The sequence below is a fragment of the Caballeronia sp. LZ001 genome (genome assembly GCF_031450875.1).
GTDB lineage: Bacteria > Pseudomonadota > Gammaproteobacteria > Burkholderiales > Burkholderiaceae > Caballeronia.
In genome coordinates, this window is the sequence record NZ_JARTVX010000004.1 from 3,205,223 (window position 1) to 3,221,266 (window position 16,044).

General features: G+C 56.2%; 12 protein-coding genes and 1 pseudogene. 5 read left to right on the plus strand and 8 right to left on the minus strand.

Features of this window, described 5'->3' with window-relative positions:
* Positions 1-51: 51 nt before the first annotated feature.
* The 4 genes from P9292_RS25935 to P9292_RS25950 all read left to right on the plus strand — a co-directional run bounded on the left by P9292_RS25935 (position 52) and on the right by P9292_RS25950 (position 7,412).
* A protein-coding gene (locus tag P9292_RS25935; protein WP_309961939.1) for an IS3 family transposase occupies positions 52-1,226 on the plus strand; the annotation gives its coding sequence in 2 pieces (ribosomal slippage) (positions 52-325 and positions 325-1,226; 1,176 coding nt in all).
* A 44-nt stretch (positions 1,227-1,270) separates the two neighbouring features.
* Positions 1,271-3,988: a BREX-2 system phosphatase PglZ gene (pglZ, locus tag P9292_RS25940; protein ID WP_309961942.1), complete on the plus strand. Its 2,718-nt coding sequence runs from the start codon at positions 1,271-1,273 to the stop codon at positions 3,986-3,988.
* 10 nt (positions 3,989-3,998) lie between these two features.
* Complete coding sequence (gene brxD / locus P9292_RS25945) at positions 3,999-5,309, plus strand: BREX system ATP-binding protein BrxD (protein ID WP_309961944.1); 1,311 nt, start codon at positions 3,999-4,001, stop codon at positions 5,307-5,309.
* Positions 5,310-5,336: 27 nt separating this feature from the next.
* Complete coding sequence (locus tag P9292_RS25950; protein WP_309961946.1) at positions 5,337-7,412, plus strand: DEAD/DEAH box helicase; 2,076 nt, start codon at positions 5,337-5,339, stop codon at positions 7,410-7,412.
* Positions 7,413-7,861: 449 nt separating this feature from the next.
* Here the strand turns inward: P9292_RS25950 and P9292_RS25955 are convergent, their stop codons facing one another.
* The 8 genes and pseudogenes from P9292_RS25955 to P9292_RS25990 all read right to left on the minus strand — a co-directional run bounded on the left by P9292_RS25955 (position 7,862) and on the right by P9292_RS25990 (position 14,951).
* Entirely contained in the window at positions 7,862-8,827 is a 966-nt protein-coding gene (locus P9292_RS25955; protein ID WP_309961948.1) for a hypothetical protein, read from the minus strand.
* A 4-nt stretch (positions 8,828-8,831) separates the two neighbouring features.
* A complete protein-coding gene (locus P9292_RS25960) occupies positions 8,832-9,809 on the minus strand; it encodes a DGQHR domain-containing protein (RefSeq protein ID WP_309961950.1) in 978 nt (325 codons plus the stop codon).
* Between the two features lie 7 nt (positions 9,810-9,816).
* The gene (locus P9292_RS25965; RefSeq protein ID WP_309961952.1) at positions 9,817-10,884 is read right to left on the minus strand and encodes a site-specific DNA-methyltransferase; all 1,068 of its coding nucleotides are present in this window, start codon (positions 10,882-10,884) and stop codon (positions 9,817-9,819) included.
* A 193-nt stretch (positions 10,885-11,077) separates the two neighbouring features.
* Positions 11,078-11,671: a recombinase family protein gene (locus tag P9292_RS25970; RefSeq protein WP_309961954.1), complete on the minus strand. Its 594-nt coding sequence runs from the start codon at positions 11,669-11,671 to the stop codon at positions 11,078-11,080.
* Between the two features lie 759 nt (positions 11,672-12,430).
* A complete protein-coding gene (locus P9292_RS25975; protein ID WP_309961956.1) occupies positions 12,431-12,739 on the minus strand; it encodes a hypothetical protein in 309 nt (102 codons plus the stop codon).
* A 621-nt stretch (positions 12,740-13,360) separates the two neighbouring features.
* Positions 13,361-13,582 (minus strand): annotated as a pseudogene (locus P9292_RS25980) (hypothetical protein); the annotation flags it as partial.
* A 438-nt stretch (positions 13,583-14,020) separates the two neighbouring features.
* Positions 14,021-14,389, minus strand: a complete 369-nt coding sequence (gene traJ / locus P9292_RS25985; protein WP_309961958.1) for a conjugal transfer transcriptional regulator TraJ — start codon at positions 14,387-14,389, stop codon at positions 14,021-14,023.
* Between the two features lie 307 nt (positions 14,390-14,696).
* The gene (locus P9292_RS25990) at positions 14,697-14,951 is read right to left on the minus strand and encodes a TraK family protein (RefSeq protein WP_309961960.1); all 255 of its coding nucleotides are present in this window, start codon (positions 14,949-14,951) and stop codon (positions 14,697-14,699) included.
* 201 nt (positions 14,952-15,152) lie between these two features.
* Between P9292_RS25990 and P9292_RS25995 the strand changes: the two genes are divergently transcribed.
* On the plus strand, positions 15,153-15,962 hold the full coding sequence (locus P9292_RS25995) for a hypothetical protein (RefSeq protein WP_309961962.1): 810 nt from the start codon (positions 15,153-15,155) through the stop codon (positions 15,960-15,962).
* Positions 15,963-16,044 lie beyond the last annotated feature (82 nt).

Genomic DNA, 16,044 nt, shown 5'->3' on the forward strand with positions numbered 1-16,044 from the left:
CTGAAAGAATTGGAGATCAATGTCTCGTAGAATGAGCGAAACGGAGATCAAATGAATCGAGTACTGAAGGGCACCTACACGAAGGAATTTCGCGAGCAGGCGGTGAGGCTCGTGGTTGTTGAAGGGCTCACGCAGCGCGAAGCGGCCAGCCGTTTATCTTTGTCGGTCAAGACACTGGGTGCCTGGGTTGTTGCTGAGCGCAAAGGTACGTTGGCCAAAGTCGGTGAAGCGCAAAAGCCGCAAAGCGAGCTCGAAGCGGAGTTGGCGCGGGTGAAGCGAGAGCTTGCAACAGTCACGATGGAGCGAGATGTTCTAAAAAAAGCGACGGTCTATTTCGCGAAGGAGTCGCGGTGAAATACGACCGGATCGAAGCGATGCGACATGACTATCCGATCGCAGTGCTATGTCGAGTGTTCGAGGTGGGAGCCAGCAGCTATTACGCTTGGCGTCGACGTGCTGAGTCGCCACGTGCACAGGAGAACGCAAGGCTTGAAGTCCAAATTGCTGCAGCCCATGAACGAACTCGGCACACTTATGGACGCGAGCGGCTGCAAGCCGATTTGCGAGATCACGGCGTGCGCGTTGGTCTTCATCGCATCAGGCGCATTCGCTCTAAACTGGGACTTCGCTGCAAGCAGAAGCGCAAGTTTAGAAATACAACCGATTCCAAGCACGATCTGCCAGTCGCACCGAATTTGCTAGAACGCAAATTTGACATGAGCGCTCCGAACCAGGCTTGGGTAAGTGATATCACTTACTTATGGACCGATGAGGGGTGGTTGTATCTTGCTGGCATTAAGGACCTCTTCAACGGCGAATTGGTCGGCTACGCCATGAGCGAACGGATGACTCGCAGCTTGGTGATGCAAGCGCTTTTCAGCGCGGTGTCGCTCAAACGGCCACAGGCGGGACTGATTGTTCATTCCGATCGCGGCGCTCAATACTGCTCCCACGATTATCGGGATCTGACAAAACAGTTCAGCATGACGATGTCGATGAGCCGCAAGGGCGATTGCTACGACAACGCACCAATGGAAAGTTTCTGGGGGTCGCTCAAAAACGAACTCGTGCATCACTGCCGGTTCGCGACACGCGCTGAGGCTCGACAGGCCGTGACCGAATACATTGAGATCTTTTACAACCGGCAGCGAAAGCAGGCCCGTCTTGGTTATCTGTCTCCTGCCGCCTTCACCCAACGATTTTATAAGATGCAACTCGCAGCCTAGGCCATTGCTCTCCACGATTGACGACCGACCTCAGGGAGCCGCAAGTGAACCAGGGAGCCGGCCCGTTGTCTCTTCCGCAGATCGAGGCGCAGGCGCTCGCGGTGCTGGACCGCGCCAGCGACGCCAATGTCATCGCAATTCAGTCCAAGATCAGAGCAAGCTGGCCTGAAGCCATCACCCTGTCGGGCAGAGAGTTTCAGCTGCGGTGGTGCGAAAACTCCTTGATGGCCCGCGAGGCGCTGTCCACGCTGGAGGAGGTAGGCAGCGAGCAAGCCCAAACAGGGCTCATCTTGCTGACGCCACTGGCTGCACGCGACCTCGGTGACGATGTCGTCGCGCGACTGGCGCGCGCCCAAGTTTTCCGCCCTGACGCCTGGGGCATGGTGCAGCAGCTATTCAAGGCGCGAGAGATAGACGCGAGGCTCAGCCGCTTCAGGTGGATGGCCCAACTGCTTGTCGATCGGGCCAGCATGGGGGCCTATCCGCCAGTTCCGAACGGCTTCCTCGACATGGACACGGCGTGGCGACACGTGCTGGGTCGATGCTTGACCTTGGATGTATCGCGACCGGATGCGGCGATCCTGTTGAACTGGTCACTAGGCGCCGATTCAGCAGGCCTGTTCGCCGATCTGCCCGATACAGCGAAACCTCAAATTGCGGCTTGGCTGGGCGACGCGGCGGGGTCCGTGGGAACACTCATCATGCGGTGCGTCACGGCCGGGAATACGGCAGACGCATTGCCACTCGGCCTGGTCTGCGGCGTGGTGTTGTCGCCTCTCGGCGAAGGTGTCCACGACCTTGCAGCAGCGGCGATCCGACTCGAACGATACTTGGGCGACCGACGAATCGACGTGGCCGACGGGCGCATATGGGCCGGAGAAGCGGCGAAGGTGTTGAAGGCTTTGACAGCTACGCTGCGTCGCACGGTGAACGAACGTGCTGAAGCGCTGCTTCGCGAACTGCATGTCGATGCGTATGCGCACTTGAGCGATATTCTCGCAGTGGGCTTGGATCAGCGGCTCGGGCTGCTGGCGACAGCGCTGAATGCGTTCATGGCCGATCCGTCGAAGGTAAGTCTTGAAACCGCTGAACGGGTTGCCGGTTCTGCCTTGGATCATGCGCATGCCGACCCGGCCAGCACCCGCATGCTGCGCGTGAAAATGGCGCTGAGACTGTGTCGTTGGATGATGGCCGCCCAACCAGAGAGCAAGGGCCGGGGTAGTCGATCTGCGCCGGGGTTCGCGGCCTTGGCCCACGAATATGCCTGCGAAGGAGCATTCGTCGATTGGGCGCGCTTCAAACTGATTGGCGGCGACGACCTTCCCGATCTCTCTTCGGCCTTTGTCGCGTTGCGGGACGCGGCGCGCGCGAAGGCAGAAGCGTTCAACCAAATTTTTGCTCAAGCGTTGCAGGTCTGGAACCGAGAACCCAGAGCCGAGCCTGCCTGCATGCCCGTGGAGGCCATTGTCGAACGCCTGGTCGGCCCGCTGGCGCAGCAGGCGCCGGTGATGTTGCTGGTGGCGGATGGTCTGAGCTACAGCATTTTCCGCGAGCTTTGCGAAGACCTGGAGGCGCTGGGGTGGGACGAGCATGTCGCCGGCCCGCCACCGACACTTTCGGTGGGGATCGCAGCCCTGCCCACAATCACTGAAGTGAGCCGCACCAGCCTGTTGTCCGGCCGCCTGATGGTCGGAGCCGCGCCACAGGAGAAGACCGCGTTCTCGACGCATGCTGCACTTGTGAATGCATCTCGCGCGGGTTCACCGCCAGTAGTCTTCCACAAGGGCGACCTCTCAGACGCCGAGGGCCTGTCATCCACGGTTCGTGATGCCATCGCCTCGATGCAGCAGCAAGTGGTGGCTGTGGTGTACAACGCGGTAGACGACCAGCTGAGCGGATCGAACCAGATTAATATTCGATGGTCGATTGACGACCTGAGGCTCCTCGGCCCGTTGCTTAGCGAAGCGCGACGCGCGCGACGTGTCGTGATCGTCACGGCCGACCATGGTCACGTGATCGACGACGGCACTGTTCAGCGAGGTCAGGGCGATGGCGACCGTTGGCGCCTCCCTTCTGGTTTGCCGGACGCGAGCGAATTGGTCTTTGAGGGCGGCAGAGTGAGAACCGTATCCGGCGCCACGGTGGTTTGCTCATGGTCGGAGAGGGTACGACATGGTGCCAAGAAGAACGGCTACCACGGTGGCGTCTCGGCACAGGAGGTCGTAGTCCCGCTGAGCGTGTTCGCGCCACGCAGCATGTCGCTGAAGGGCTGGCAGCCTGCAGCAGCGCTACAACCAGATTGGTGGGCACCACTCCGCGTTGCGGAGCCTGCAATGCCTGATGATTCGCAGATGTTACCGCGGAAGCTGCCGAAGCCGAAGCCCTTGGCAATGCCGCAGCCGGATCTGTTTGGCGCGGCGGCCCCCGCTGCGGCGACTGCGCCCGAAGTGGACTGGATAGAAGCGCTCCAGTCGTCACCCGCCTACATCGCCCAGAAGGCACTGGCCGCACGCGTGGCGCCCGCCGACGACGACGTGCGGTCACTACTGGATGCGTTGGCGGCCCGCGGCGGGAAACTCTCAAAGGCGGCGCTCGCGCAACGCTTGGGCATGCCCGCCATGCGCATCAGCGGATTCGTCAACGCCGCGAAGCGCGTGCTCAACGTGGACCAAGCTGCTGTGCTGGTCCTCGACGAGACGGGGGGTACGGTGGAACTGAACCGGGAACTGCTGTCTCGCCAGTTTCAGGTGAGGATACGGTGAGGGCCCACAAATGACCAGTCCACAACGAATAGCCGAGGTCATCGAGGCACTGAGGCGCGGCACGGTGCCCAAGGCGGGCCTGGATGGGCTGGCTGTAGGCTACGGCCGCCTTCTGGCAACGCTCGACGAAGAGCTGAACGCCGTGGCTGCCGGACGCGGAGCGTTCAAGGCCATACGCGGCGAATACGGCTCGGGCAAGACCTTCTTCGGGCGTTGGCTGCAGGAGCGGGCCAGAGCGCGCGGCCTTGCGACCAGCGAGGTGCAGATCTCCGAAACTGAGACGCCCCTGCATCGATTGGAAACGGTCTACCGCCGCCTCGTTGAGCGAATCGCAACGGCGGACAGCGGCGAAGGTGCATTCCGAGGCATCGTCGATGGGTGGTTCTACGCATTGGAACGAGATGTGCTGGAGGACGCCAGCCTCGACCCGGCCGACGACGCGACGCTTCTGGCTAAGACAGAGGCGTTGATGGAGGCGAGGCTCGCCAGCGTCACCAAGGTAGCGCCTGCGTTCTCCGCCACGCTTCGCGCTTACCGCCGCGCGCTGCAGGTCGGTGACAACGCCATAGCCGATGGGTTGATGGCCTGGCTCAGCGGTCAGCCCAACGTTGCGGCATCGGTTCGTCGCGCCGCAGGGGTGAAAGGCGATATCGACCATTTTGGCGCGACCAACTTCTTGTCCGGACTGCTGACCATGTTGCGAGACTCGGGGTACGGCGGTCTGCTGCTGGTCCTGGATGAAGTCGAAACCCTGCAACGCATGCGTGCCGACACGCGCGAACGGGGCTTGAATGCACTGCGACAGTGGATCGACGAAATCGACGCCGGCCACTTCCCTGGCCTGTATCTCCTGATCACGGGCACCCAGGCCTTTTACGAAGGCCCACAAGGTGTTCAGCGCCTCGCACCACTGGCACAACGTCTGCACGTCGACTTCGGCACAGACTCAAGGTTCGACAACCCCCGGGCGGTGCAGGTGCGCCTGCCGGCGTTCGGCCACGACTCACTGATCGAAGTCGGCCGCAAGGTCCGCAACATCTATGTCGAAGGGTCGGATGCGGCAGACAGGATTCGCGCTTTGGTCGACGATGCGTACGTCGCGTCTCTAGCCAAGGCGGTCACCGGAAACCTGGGGGGCAAGGTCGGTGTGTCGCCGCGGTTGTTCCTCAAGAAGATGGTGGCAGACGTGTTGGATCGCGTCGACCAGTTCGAGGACTTCGATCCTCGGAAGCACTATGCATTGACGATTTCCGAGAATGAGATGACTGCGCAGGAACGCGCGGCAGTCGGCGTGGACTCGGTCGATGACATCGATCTGTGAGCGTCTAACTCCATCCGGCGGCCGCCCATGAGCGTTGATCCCTTCGAGCGCCTGCACGGGGCGCTCCAATACCACATCGTCAATTCGATGGGCTGGAAGGGCTTGCGATCCACACAGGCCGATGCCGTAGCGCCGATCCTGGAAGGAAAACATTGCCTCATCCTTGCGCCGACTGCCGGTGGCAAAACAGAGGCTGCTTCCATCCCCATCTTGTCGCGCATGGCGACCGAGCAGTGGCCTGGGCCTAGCGTTCTCTACGTGTGTCCCATCAAGGCACTTCTCAACAATCTCGAATCGCGCCTTTCGCGCTATGCCGGCTTTGTCGGCCGGACCGTCCAGGTCTGGCACGGTGACATCGGGCAGGGGGCGAAGGCGCGTGCCCGGCGCTCTGCTCCGGACATCCTTTTGACCACTCCCGAGTCGCTTGAAGGAATGCTCATCTCCACGAAGATGGATCGAGCAACATGGTTCGGGAACGTGCGCGCGGTCATCGTTGACGAACTGCATTCGTTTGCTGGTGACGACCGTGGTTGGCATTTGCGTGCAGTCATAAAGCGCATCGAGGCCTACGCAAAGGACCCTATTCAGCGAATTGGTCTGTCAGCGACCGTAGGCAATCCTGCGGAACTGCTCGACTGGTTCGCTGGCACGGGCGAGCGGCAAGTTGTCGGTTCTTCGTCGATCAGCACTGGTGCCGATGTCACTATCGACCATGTTGGGACGCTCGCCAACGCGGCAACGGTGATCTCGCGGCTGCACCGTGGTTCGAAGCGATTGATCTTTTGCGATAGCCGCTCGAAGGTTGAAGAGTTGGCAGTCGCGCTTCGCAGTCTGAACACGCGGACGTTTGTGTCGCACTCGTCGTTGAGCGCTTCAGAGCGAAAACTGGCCGAGACGGCGTTTGCTGAGGAACAAGACTGCGCTATCGTCTCCACGAGCACGCTGGAACTCGGTATCGATGTCGGCGATCTTGACTACGTGATTCAGATCGACTCGCCTAGCACGGTGTCATCGTTTCTCCAGCGTATGGGGCGCACGGGACGGCGGCACGGTAGCCGCCGGAACTGCCTCTTTTTGACAACCACGGACGAGGCGTTCCTGCTGGCCTGTGCAATTACGACGCTATGGAGAGAGGAGTACGTCGAGCACATTAAGCCACCGCCCATGCCGTGGCACATGGTCGCGCAGCAGATGATGGCGATCGTGCTGGAGCGGCCGGGTCATCCGTCCTGTGAGGTCGTGAACATCGTGCGCAGGCAGTTCCCGGAGCTTGACGGGGACACAATCTCGTCCGTGTTCGAGTTCATGGCGTCCAAAGGCATCCTGTTCGACAACGTCGGCCTCGCATCGATGGGGACGAAGGGCGAAGAGCTGTTTGGACGCGCTCATTTCCTCGACCTGCTTTCCGCGTTCGCAAGCCCCCTGGTGCTTGCGGCGCGTCACGGCTCGACAGAATTGGGGTATGTGGATCCGACTGCAGTTCAGCGTCCGAAGGAAGGACTCGCTGTTCTCTTGCTGGGAGGTCGAAGCTGGAAAGTCACATCCGTCGACTGGCCTAGGCGAACGGTGTGGTTAGAGCCGACCGAAGAGAAAGGAAGGACGCGTTGGCTCGGCACGTCAAGGTGGCTGAGCTTCGATGTCTGCCAGGCAATCCGTCGTGCATTGCTGGATGGCGACGAATCAAAGTTGACACTCTCGAAGAGGGCAGTTCGTGAGCTTGGTGAGGTCCGCGAACTGATCTGTGCGCCAGAGCGTCAAGGTTCGTTTCTCGTCGAACGCTTACCATCAGGGAGGCTTCGCTGTTGGACATTCGCGGGCGGTGCCGTCAACAGCACGCTGGCACTCAGGCTCGGCAAGGAAGATCGCATTGTGGTCGATGACCTGTGGGTGGAAACAGCCCCTGGTCTTTCACTCAGTATGGCTTTAAGACCACCGCTCGATCCAAACTCTGCACCGGATCTGGCCGTAAGTGGGCCACAAGGCGACAAGTTGAAGTTTTCTGCCTGCCTGCCTGCAGGCTTGATCGCCTCTACGATCAGCAGCAGAACGCTTGACGGCGAGAACCTGGAGCGGCTGATTCGAACGGGTGACCCCCATCTGTAAAAATCGCTTTGGTTGGTCTTGACGCTGCCTTGCCAGTCTCACTGATCGGCGCTATGGAGCCATTCGGGGATCGGCGTGTTGGCGCCACCTGATGATCAGTGCATCGCAACAGCTATTGATAAAAGCGGTTATCGAAACCTGCCCTGCGCGCCGGCCGGTACCTGAGGCCCTGCCGACATCGTCAAGATACGCTTGTAGGGACTCTAGCGCCGCTGGTGATAAGGTATTTTGTGCCGCTTGCCCGCTTTCTACTTTCACGCACAGAACGGAAAAAGGCTACGCTTACATGACAAACTGGCCTCCTCGGCCGGCCTTTCAGGAGAATTTTGTGTGGAGAGGAGGATGCCCTCCACGCAAAATTAAACTTTTGAAATCACCGCTGCCGAATCGGGTACAGGTCTGAAGTGAACCAAGTCCCGTGTACAGGCCAAATTCAAACTGGTTGCAATTTACGCCGGTGGCGGCCTGTTGAGACATTGATCCAACACGCGCAACGCGCCATATCGCAGGAAAGACTCCCCGGTCGGATGCCTGCTTGCCACGCGCAATGAGGTTTCGCGCGCCCACGCAACAATCGCAGCGCAGCAGACGCCAAAGCGGACCAAGGTGTGCGCCGATTTTGGCAACTCAATCGACGGCTGAGACTTCCAACCTTCGATAGCTTCCGAAAGCTCAGCCCGAAAGCGGCTGGAACGCTCATGCGGGTACCACGCTCCATGTGTGTGCTGGTAATTCAACTGGTTCCTCATATAAGAGAGCCAATTGGACGTCTTCTGCGCTGGCGCAGTGCTCATAATTCCGGAGATTTCGCCAAGTACTTCAATCGCTTCTTGCCGTTGCACCTGCGATCCCAAACCGGAAGTAGTAGCCGCGTCTGAGAGCTCTTTAATTTTCGCTGCGAAAATTGACCAGGTATCAATATGTGAGCCTTTCGTAAGCGAAGCCAGTTCAAAAGTACGGTTTCCCTGATCGACAGTCATCGAGACCAATCCTTCCGGCAAAGATGTCGCGTGTCCTACTAATCGCATTGCGCCATTTAAAACGCTCACCTGCGATCGCTCTAGCTGAAGAACCGCGATACCGTGTACCCGCATCAGTGAGTGAGCAGCAAAGAACGCGGCATAATAAAGCCTTATCAATGACCAAGCGGTCGAACGCGGGAGCTCTGTCGAGCTGGGAATGCCGGCAACAGATTCGAATGCCGCTGCCGCCGTTCGATTCACATCACAAGCAACTCCTCGCATAAGCGCGCTTACATCGGGAGCGTTGAAGACCCATGCGCCGGAAGGGGACATATGATCAAACGTCAATGCTCCGTCCGCAATCCACATCTTTACAGTGCGGTCCTGCCGCTCCCCAATCGCGTTCAGATTGCGCATCCAAAACGGCTGTAAAACTGTCGAAAGTTGTGCCATGCGGTCAGAACGAAAAACTCTTCGTCAGCGCAAGCGCAAGGTGATCCAGAAGCGGCTTATAGCCCTTTCCTGCCGTTGTAAATCGAGACTTCGTGGTCCGCTCGAAGATTTCATCAGTAACGTCAGCAAAGTTATCAATGCTATAGCGCCCTGAGAATCGGTCCTTTACCTTCGACGCGACATCCGGGAAAAGAGCTATTATCGCTTTAAAAACGTTGGGCGTCGTGATCGACGCGTCGACACCCAGCCTTTCCATTCCTGAATACATCGCGGAGAGATACGCATTGAAAACCGGAAATAGCTCTTCCGCATCTCTGTCTTTAATAATGTCTTCAATTATCGACAGCGCAGCCGAGAAAGTCGTCCGAGTTATCTTCCCTTTTGATTTTTCGGCGGGAGACAGTAGGCCCAGTAGAACACTCTCTGGCTCGGAGTTGAAGAGGTCGTAAAGCTCTCGCTTCAGTTGGTCGGTATCTTGCTCCAAGTCTGCCAAATGCTTAATGTCAAGCAGAAGTTCACTTGGAACTGGTCGTTGCTTGGTATTGATATCGATGAAAAGCCGAGTCTCTTCTTTGCGCGACAGATTCTGGTAAATGATCACCGGCACACGCAATTGACTTTTCGCAAGCTTGTAACCCCAGACTCGGTGCTGGCCGTCCAATACGAGGAAAGCCTTCGGATGCCGCAAAAATTGAAGCGCACGCCGCCCCTTTTTGATTTCAAGCTGTGCCTCGGGCTGCGCCGACAGAATGAGTGCGTTCGGAATTGTGCCGAAACCATTATCGATATAGTCCGCGATTTCACGAGCACGACGCTCGTCAAGTCGGCGCTGAAAACCTTCTTCCTGATCGTCAAACCTAGTCGTTACGAAACATGTATCGGCCAAGACGTCGGACGGTATAGTGAGACTCAAGAAGCGATAACGGCCTTGAATGATTAAACTGAATGTATAGTCTAGCTGTTCCAATTCGGCATCAGTCATAGTTTTTCTAAATGAGATTTTTAGTCCGAGTCGACTTAAGTCGCTCCCCAGCAATCCGCAGATATTCGTGAGACACGTCGATCCCGATCGATTTTCGACTGGCGGTGAGAGCCGCCAGCAAGGTCGTCCCAGTTCCACAGAATGGATCTAGTATGACGCCACCGGGTGGGCACGATGCCAATATTGGATTTCGACAAAGATCTATCGGATACGGTGCAAAGTGAATATCGCTTCTGTGTGTATCTTCGGGAAGAATGTCCCACACATCACTCGGGCGCGTTCCTTTTGGATGGTAACGAAGAAAACAAAACCCCTTCTCTTGCAACTCTCTAGCCCGACCGGACACCTTTTCATGGTTTGAATGTGGCGGGCGATGATAGCCGCGAATCATCATTCGGAAGTCGTGAAGCTCTCCGGTACGAATTTTTTCAAGCATCGCATTCAATGCGTTCGTTGCATCCGTCTTCTCTTCGGGATTAAGCGCAGTAGATAATTCGATTTGACGCTGATATCTAATACCTTTAACACCGGTCGCGGAGACAATCATGCCATCAACGACCCGTCCCTCTCTCGGCTTTGTACGGATAGCGTCGGCATCGTAGTAATAACCGACAGGTTCTTTCACAAAGTGAAAGACGGACTCATGCACATTTTCAAGCCTGTCTTTGCGGTTTCCGAATCCGCCCTTCACCTTATTCCAGATGACCTCGTTGCGCATAACCCAGCGCTGCTCGTCCATCATCCTTATTGCGAGTCGCCACGGCAAACCCAGCATGCTTTTCTTTGAGTTATAGCCGTCGCCGATATTAAGCCAGAACGACCCTGTTGGCTTAAGGACGCGGCGAATCTCCGAGATGACCGCCAATAGGTTATCGAGATATTCGACGTGCGTTTTTTCTTGCCCAATACCACCTGCCTCGTACTCGCGGTGAGTCCAGTAGGGCGGAGAGGTCATAACGAAGTCGATGCACTCGTCAGGCATCAACTTCAGCACGCGTACGGCGTCACCGTGCAGTAGCAATGGCATCTCTGTCTCAGCGCGCAGATAGTCATCGACGGCGGCGCCGCGCGTCATCTTTCGCGCTCGCGAACGTCCGCTCCTAGCACTGGCTCGGGTTGCCTCGGACTCGCTGTCTTTTGGAAGCTCGTAAAGAGCGCGGGCGTGGCGTGTATCGGTCACTGTAGCCTGTGTATTAATATGGACACTTAGAGTTTTACTGTCGATGGTCGCGGATTCTACCAACGGCAAATGACGTGGTGAGCCGAAATCACCCATTCACCCCCGCTATGTGCTTGTCGCGGGCACGCATCACCGTTTGCCGCGTTGTTCGGAATTCACGCGCTAACTGCGCAACCGACGCCCCGCCGGCCAGCCGCCTCGTGACTTCCAACTGTTGAGATGAAGATAGCGCGCTGGGCCTTCCCGCGAGTTTGCCCGCTGCGCGTGCCCGGTCTAGTCCAGCCCGTGTTCGTTCAACTACAAGGTCTCGCTCGAACTCCGCAACAGCGGTGAGCACCGTCATCGTCATACGACCAGCGGAACTGGTTAGGTCGACGCACCCAAGAGCCAAACAATGCACTCGAACTTTTATTGCTTCGAGGTGCTCTACCGTGACACGGACATCCATAGCATTGCGTCCTAACCGATCGAGCTTTGTGACAATAAGGACGTCGCCCTCTTCTATCCTGTCTAGGAGTTTCTTAAATCCCGGACGCTGGCTCGTACTGGTACTCCCAGATACGCATTCCGCGATAACACGTCGATCATCGACAGCGAATCCGGCAGATCGGATCTCAAGTAACTGGTTATCCGTGCTTTGATCCGATGTGCTCACTCGCAGATAAGCGAACGTCCGGGACATAGGGCCTCAGTGTGTACGAAATTGGCGTACGAATTATACCTGCTGTACGAAATCAATGAGCCCCAAATTCGGTCGTTAAATTTTTCGGGTGACCGAAATCGAACGGTTTCTGACTCATGCGGGCGCTCTTTTGAGCAGCCGGTGGTCTTTTGCTTGACGAAGCCGCGGAGCGTCCGAGTCAAGATGGACGGCGAAGGATTGTGGCGATCAAACCGGAAAAAAGCTTGGGGCCGCGAATCACTCAGCGCGGTCCACCACAGCCGGATACGTTCGATCTCGTCGACGCTGATGTCATTACGACGCGCCCCCCGTACAGGTCGGTCGTGCGCGTCGAAGCATGGTTCGCCATTGCCGACGCCTTTCCAGTGTGCCGCCGTTCTGCAGGTACGCAGTGATGCCGGTTACGCGAAACGTATATGACGAGCGCGCGAGGCGAAAAAATCGCTGCTCTCTGTTCTATGGCTTGGCTGGGTGCTGATCGTAGGTCAAGACTAGTGCGCTATATGCCTTGATTAATTGACGGTTGCGACACATTGAAAGTTTGATGGGAAAACTTGCACGAAGGGCAGCAATCCACACCCTCTGGAACGTAAATTTCTATCTGTTCATAAATCGACCGTTTGTTGGACAGATTTGACCTCAGGTCCCACTCCTGTATTTCGCCGGCTGTCGGACTCGCCATGACCTTGACTGGATGTTCGAACCGCGAAGCACAACGGCTTCTGCGTCGACGGGCGTGTCGGGAAATACCTGAAGAATCTATAGTTTTGCAGGACGGCTTTTGTCGGATGCCCGCTTTCGAATTTTTCGATCCAACTGCCTTACCCGCTTCTCAAGCTCTTCAATCTTGGCGAGATAGGGCCCGAGCTCATCCATGATGCGGTCCTCTCGTTCCCGGAGGTGCTTGACCATGAAAGCGTACTCCCGCTCGTACTTCTGACGAGCCGCCCACGTCTTCGACCACGCCCGATTCAGGGGTTCGCTGTCCTTTCTCAGCTTCCGCAATTCGCGTATTGCTGCCTTTAATTGCGCCTCATCTGCCAGTTCGGCAGCTAGTTCCGGGTTCACTTCGGGCCTCGCTTCCCCATGGTCAATGACTAGTCGTCTCGATCACGTCCCAAGCACAAACTTACGCTCCATGCTGCGAATTGCGAAAACCACGCGCCCCCGTACTGTCAAAGAATGCGAGCTCGCGATCAAACACACCTTTGCTTTTGCTGACACCGCTGACAGATAGAAGCCCTTTTGCCCAATATCAAGCCACGAGGTATGGCCTCGGAGGCTTATGCTTAGCCCTAGATCATGGCGAAAACTATGTCTTGATGTCGCCCGAAGCATGCCGTGCGGTAATCATGCAGCCGCTGCGACGTTGACAGTACGGGGGCGGTCCCAATCGCCATCGAATCAATCCTCGTCGGGCTTGCCCCTCCCCTTGTCGATACGCAAATTGGAAGCGGCGATAAACGATAGCGCATCGTCCAGGGCCTCACTAGCCTTCTGAGTAGATGCGGCAACTTCATCCAATCGCCGAGCAAGAGCGGTCTCGTCAACAGCGTCTTCCACTAGGCCGCCCTCTCTCAAGTCGTCGAGCTTCTCACGCGCAGCGCCAAAGTCGAGACCAACATCGTCACCGTGCTGCGCCAATGTGCCGGCGAGTGGCGGCGTCAGATCGTCCTCGTTTAGCGTGCGAACGACCGCTTCGAGCCCGGTCCTCCGATCGAAGGTGACCCATTCCCTGTGTCCGTCCGGAAATTTTTTAATACAAACTCCGGCCGGAGTGTCCGTCTCACGATAGTAGATCGGCCTTCCCGCCGCTAGATGTTCTCGTGCGGCGCGTCCATCATCGATTTGCAAGAGACGAATCCACTCGTCTGTATCGTCGGGCAAACTCTTGAGCTGGTCGTTCTTCATTTCTGATTGAACTCTGAAACTGGAAATCGAAGTTTAGCCGCTAAATTTGCCGAACTCGCCGACCGCGTTCCGGTAACGGCGACGGCACCAATGGACCAGTGACCGATCATCAGCGGCGAGCGAGCCGAAACACCGATTGAAAATTTAGCCGCTAAATGTGCCGAACTCGCCGGCCTCGTTCCGGTAACCGCGACGGCACCTTTTGAACCGTGACCGATCATCACCAGCGAGCGAGCCGAAACACCGGTCGAAAAATGTAGCCGCTAAATTTCGACGGCCGCCGAAACACATGTCCTGTACGACAACGAAGCGGCGATGTGCCTTCCAAGTGACATTAACTTTGGGCGGTGTGAGTTGACCCACTCTGTTCTCTCTCATTGGGAGGAGCGGAAATCAACCATTGTGCGCGTCGCATGGCATCGGGCCTTTGAACCGGCGCTATCGCCATTTGGCTTTGACGAGATCCAGCATTGCTATTTGCATCGAAACAATGCGCTCAAGGACTCCATGAATAACTCTGCGCAATTGCTCAGGATCTTGTGAATTCAGTTTTTCACTATTCGTAAGCCATAGTTTTAATAAGCCGCCGAGCCGTCCTTGATCGCCATTGATCTTGGCGAGCTTCAACACCAGTTCTGCGTCGATAACACCTTTAATGCGGTAGCCCATCCCGACGTTACGCAGGTACATCGAAACGCTCATTCCTGCCTTACGCGCGTTCTCTTCAATGTTCGCCTTTTTGTTCGGCAAGCACCACACTTTGATTGGCGTGGAACCTTTCCGTGTGGCCTTTATTTCGTTATTCATTCTGCCGTTCATTCGGTATGCGCCTCTGCTCGAGCGGTAGTCGCCGTGCGGTGACGGCTTCCTTAGCAAGATTTCCATTGAGCGCGGAGCGCGAATAAGGAAAAGTGAAGAAGGTCCGCCCGCTTGCGGGTGGGCCTACTTCACCTATCTTGCCCGGGTTCTAATCGATACGATTCAGCAACGGTGATCAAGAATTTAAAGAACAAAACCGATCAAAGCGGCGAAAAAATCGAACTATTCCTTTTTTGACCGTTTTCATCTTGATAGATCTGTGATTGTTCAATTTTTGATCTGAAAAATCTTTGGTCTATCTTGAAACATACGGCTTTTTATCGGTAATCAAGCTTTTCACGTATCGGCGAAATGCTTGATAGCCGAAGGAAATCACGCCTTCGTCTTGAAGGGAACGATGAATCGCAAGAACAGACCAGCCTTCCTCGATCGCTCGCTCGATTTCGGATTGAACACCAAGAAAAGTAGCGCGGTTAGCAGCACTTGAAGGGCCGTCTGATTGCGCCAACACATGTGCTGCGATTCTCTGCGACAAGCTCATTTCTTCCATAAGAGTTCTCCATCGATAAGCGCTCGGATATGAGCACGACGATATTCTCGCGTTTGGGCCGATATACTTCCCGGTCAAAAAGCGGTATATTTTCGACCAATCGCGATCAACAGGCGAACAATCGAAATGCGACGTCCTAACGACCCCTCTCAAAGAGTCTTCAGCATCGACAAACCTCAAAACTCAAGAGAGGTTGAGGTCATGAAGCTACAAACACGTACGTTGATTCGGTTTTTAATGAAGCGAATCGGATGCGAGAATGTCAATCAGTTCGGCATTTGGGTAAATTGCGAATCTGTGCGGCTAGGTTGGAAGGATACGCATAATTCAAATAAGTGGCGAAAGCTTGATGATGGAGACTTTATACGCCCGCCCGTCAAGCTAGTACAGATGCTTGGCCAGCTGTTTGACGATGCAGCACACATCTACATAAATGGCCCAGCGAATCTCTGGCAGTCCCTATGGGGTGACGCGACAGATCCTAATGTTCTATGGCCGCTGTGCCGAACTCGTTTTTCCAATTATGGTCCTTGGCTTGATGAAACCACGTGGGAAGCCATCCAGTCTGAACTTTGCAACGAGCGCACATTTTACGAAACGATTCGCGCATTCGAAGGCGAGCTGCTGCTCGCAATAGCTTACGAAGAACCATTAACGCTAAATCACCTTACAGAAGCGATCGCTCTATACCGATTACATCAAATAACCAACACGCTGACCGTCTCAAACGTCGACGGCGCAGGCGCGTATCGATGCATTCAGATTTGTCTCGGCAATAAGGGCGTATATCGTGAACTGCAGAGCTATCTAGCCTTTGACTTTATTCATGCCGAGCTGGTGAAAATGGAAAGGCGTCGACTAGTTGCGGAGCGTTCCTATCGTCTGTCAATTGGAATAGAGCAGAATCTCATCGATAAGTATGTCGAAAATCCGCTTGCTTGCATTGAGGAGGATGACCGCTGGCGCAAGCTCGACTTTGATTGGGTATTCTTGGGACCTGAAGCTGCGTAAAACTCTTGCTCACCTGTTGTCGAAAGCGCTGGCCCAGATCGGCCCCCCTTGCGCCTCACCCATTCGGCAGGGCTGCTCCAGA

Bases quoted from the DNA above. Each gene is read 5' to 3' on its own strand.
- brxD (WP_309961944.1), top strand. From the start codon at position 3,999: ATGACCAGTCCACAACGAATAGCCGAGGTCATCGAGGCACTGAGGCGC.
- P9292_RS25950 (WP_309961946.1), top strand. From the start codon at position 5,337: ATGAGCGTTGATCCCTTCGAGCGCCTGCACGGGGCGCTCCAATACCAC.
- P9292_RS25955 (WP_309961948.1), bottom strand. From the start codon at position 8,827: ATGGCACAACTTTCGACAGTTTTACAGCCGTTTTGGATGCGCAATCTG.
- P9292_RS25960 (WP_309961950.1), bottom strand. From the start codon at position 9,809: ATGACTGATGCCGAATTGGAACAGCTAGACTATACATTCAGTTTAATC.
- P9292_RS25965 (WP_309961952.1), bottom strand. From the start codon at position 10,884: ATGACGCGCGGCGCCGCCGTCGATGACTATCTGCGCGCTGAGACAGAG.
- P9292_RS25970 (WP_309961954.1), bottom strand. From the start codon at position 11,671: ATGTCCCGGACGTTCGCTTATCTGCGAGTGAGCACATCGGATCAAAGC.
- traJ (WP_309961958.1), bottom strand. From the start codon at position 14,389: ATGAATAACGAAATAAAGGCCACACGGAAAGGTTCCACGCCAATCAAA.
- P9292_RS25990 (WP_309961960.1), bottom strand. From the start codon at position 14,951: ATGGAAGAAATGAGCTTGTCGCAGAGAATCGCAGCACATGTGTTGGCG.
- P9292_RS25995 (WP_309961962.1), top strand. From the start codon at position 15,153: ATGAAGCTACAAACACGTACGTTGATTCGGTTTTTAATGAAGCGAATC.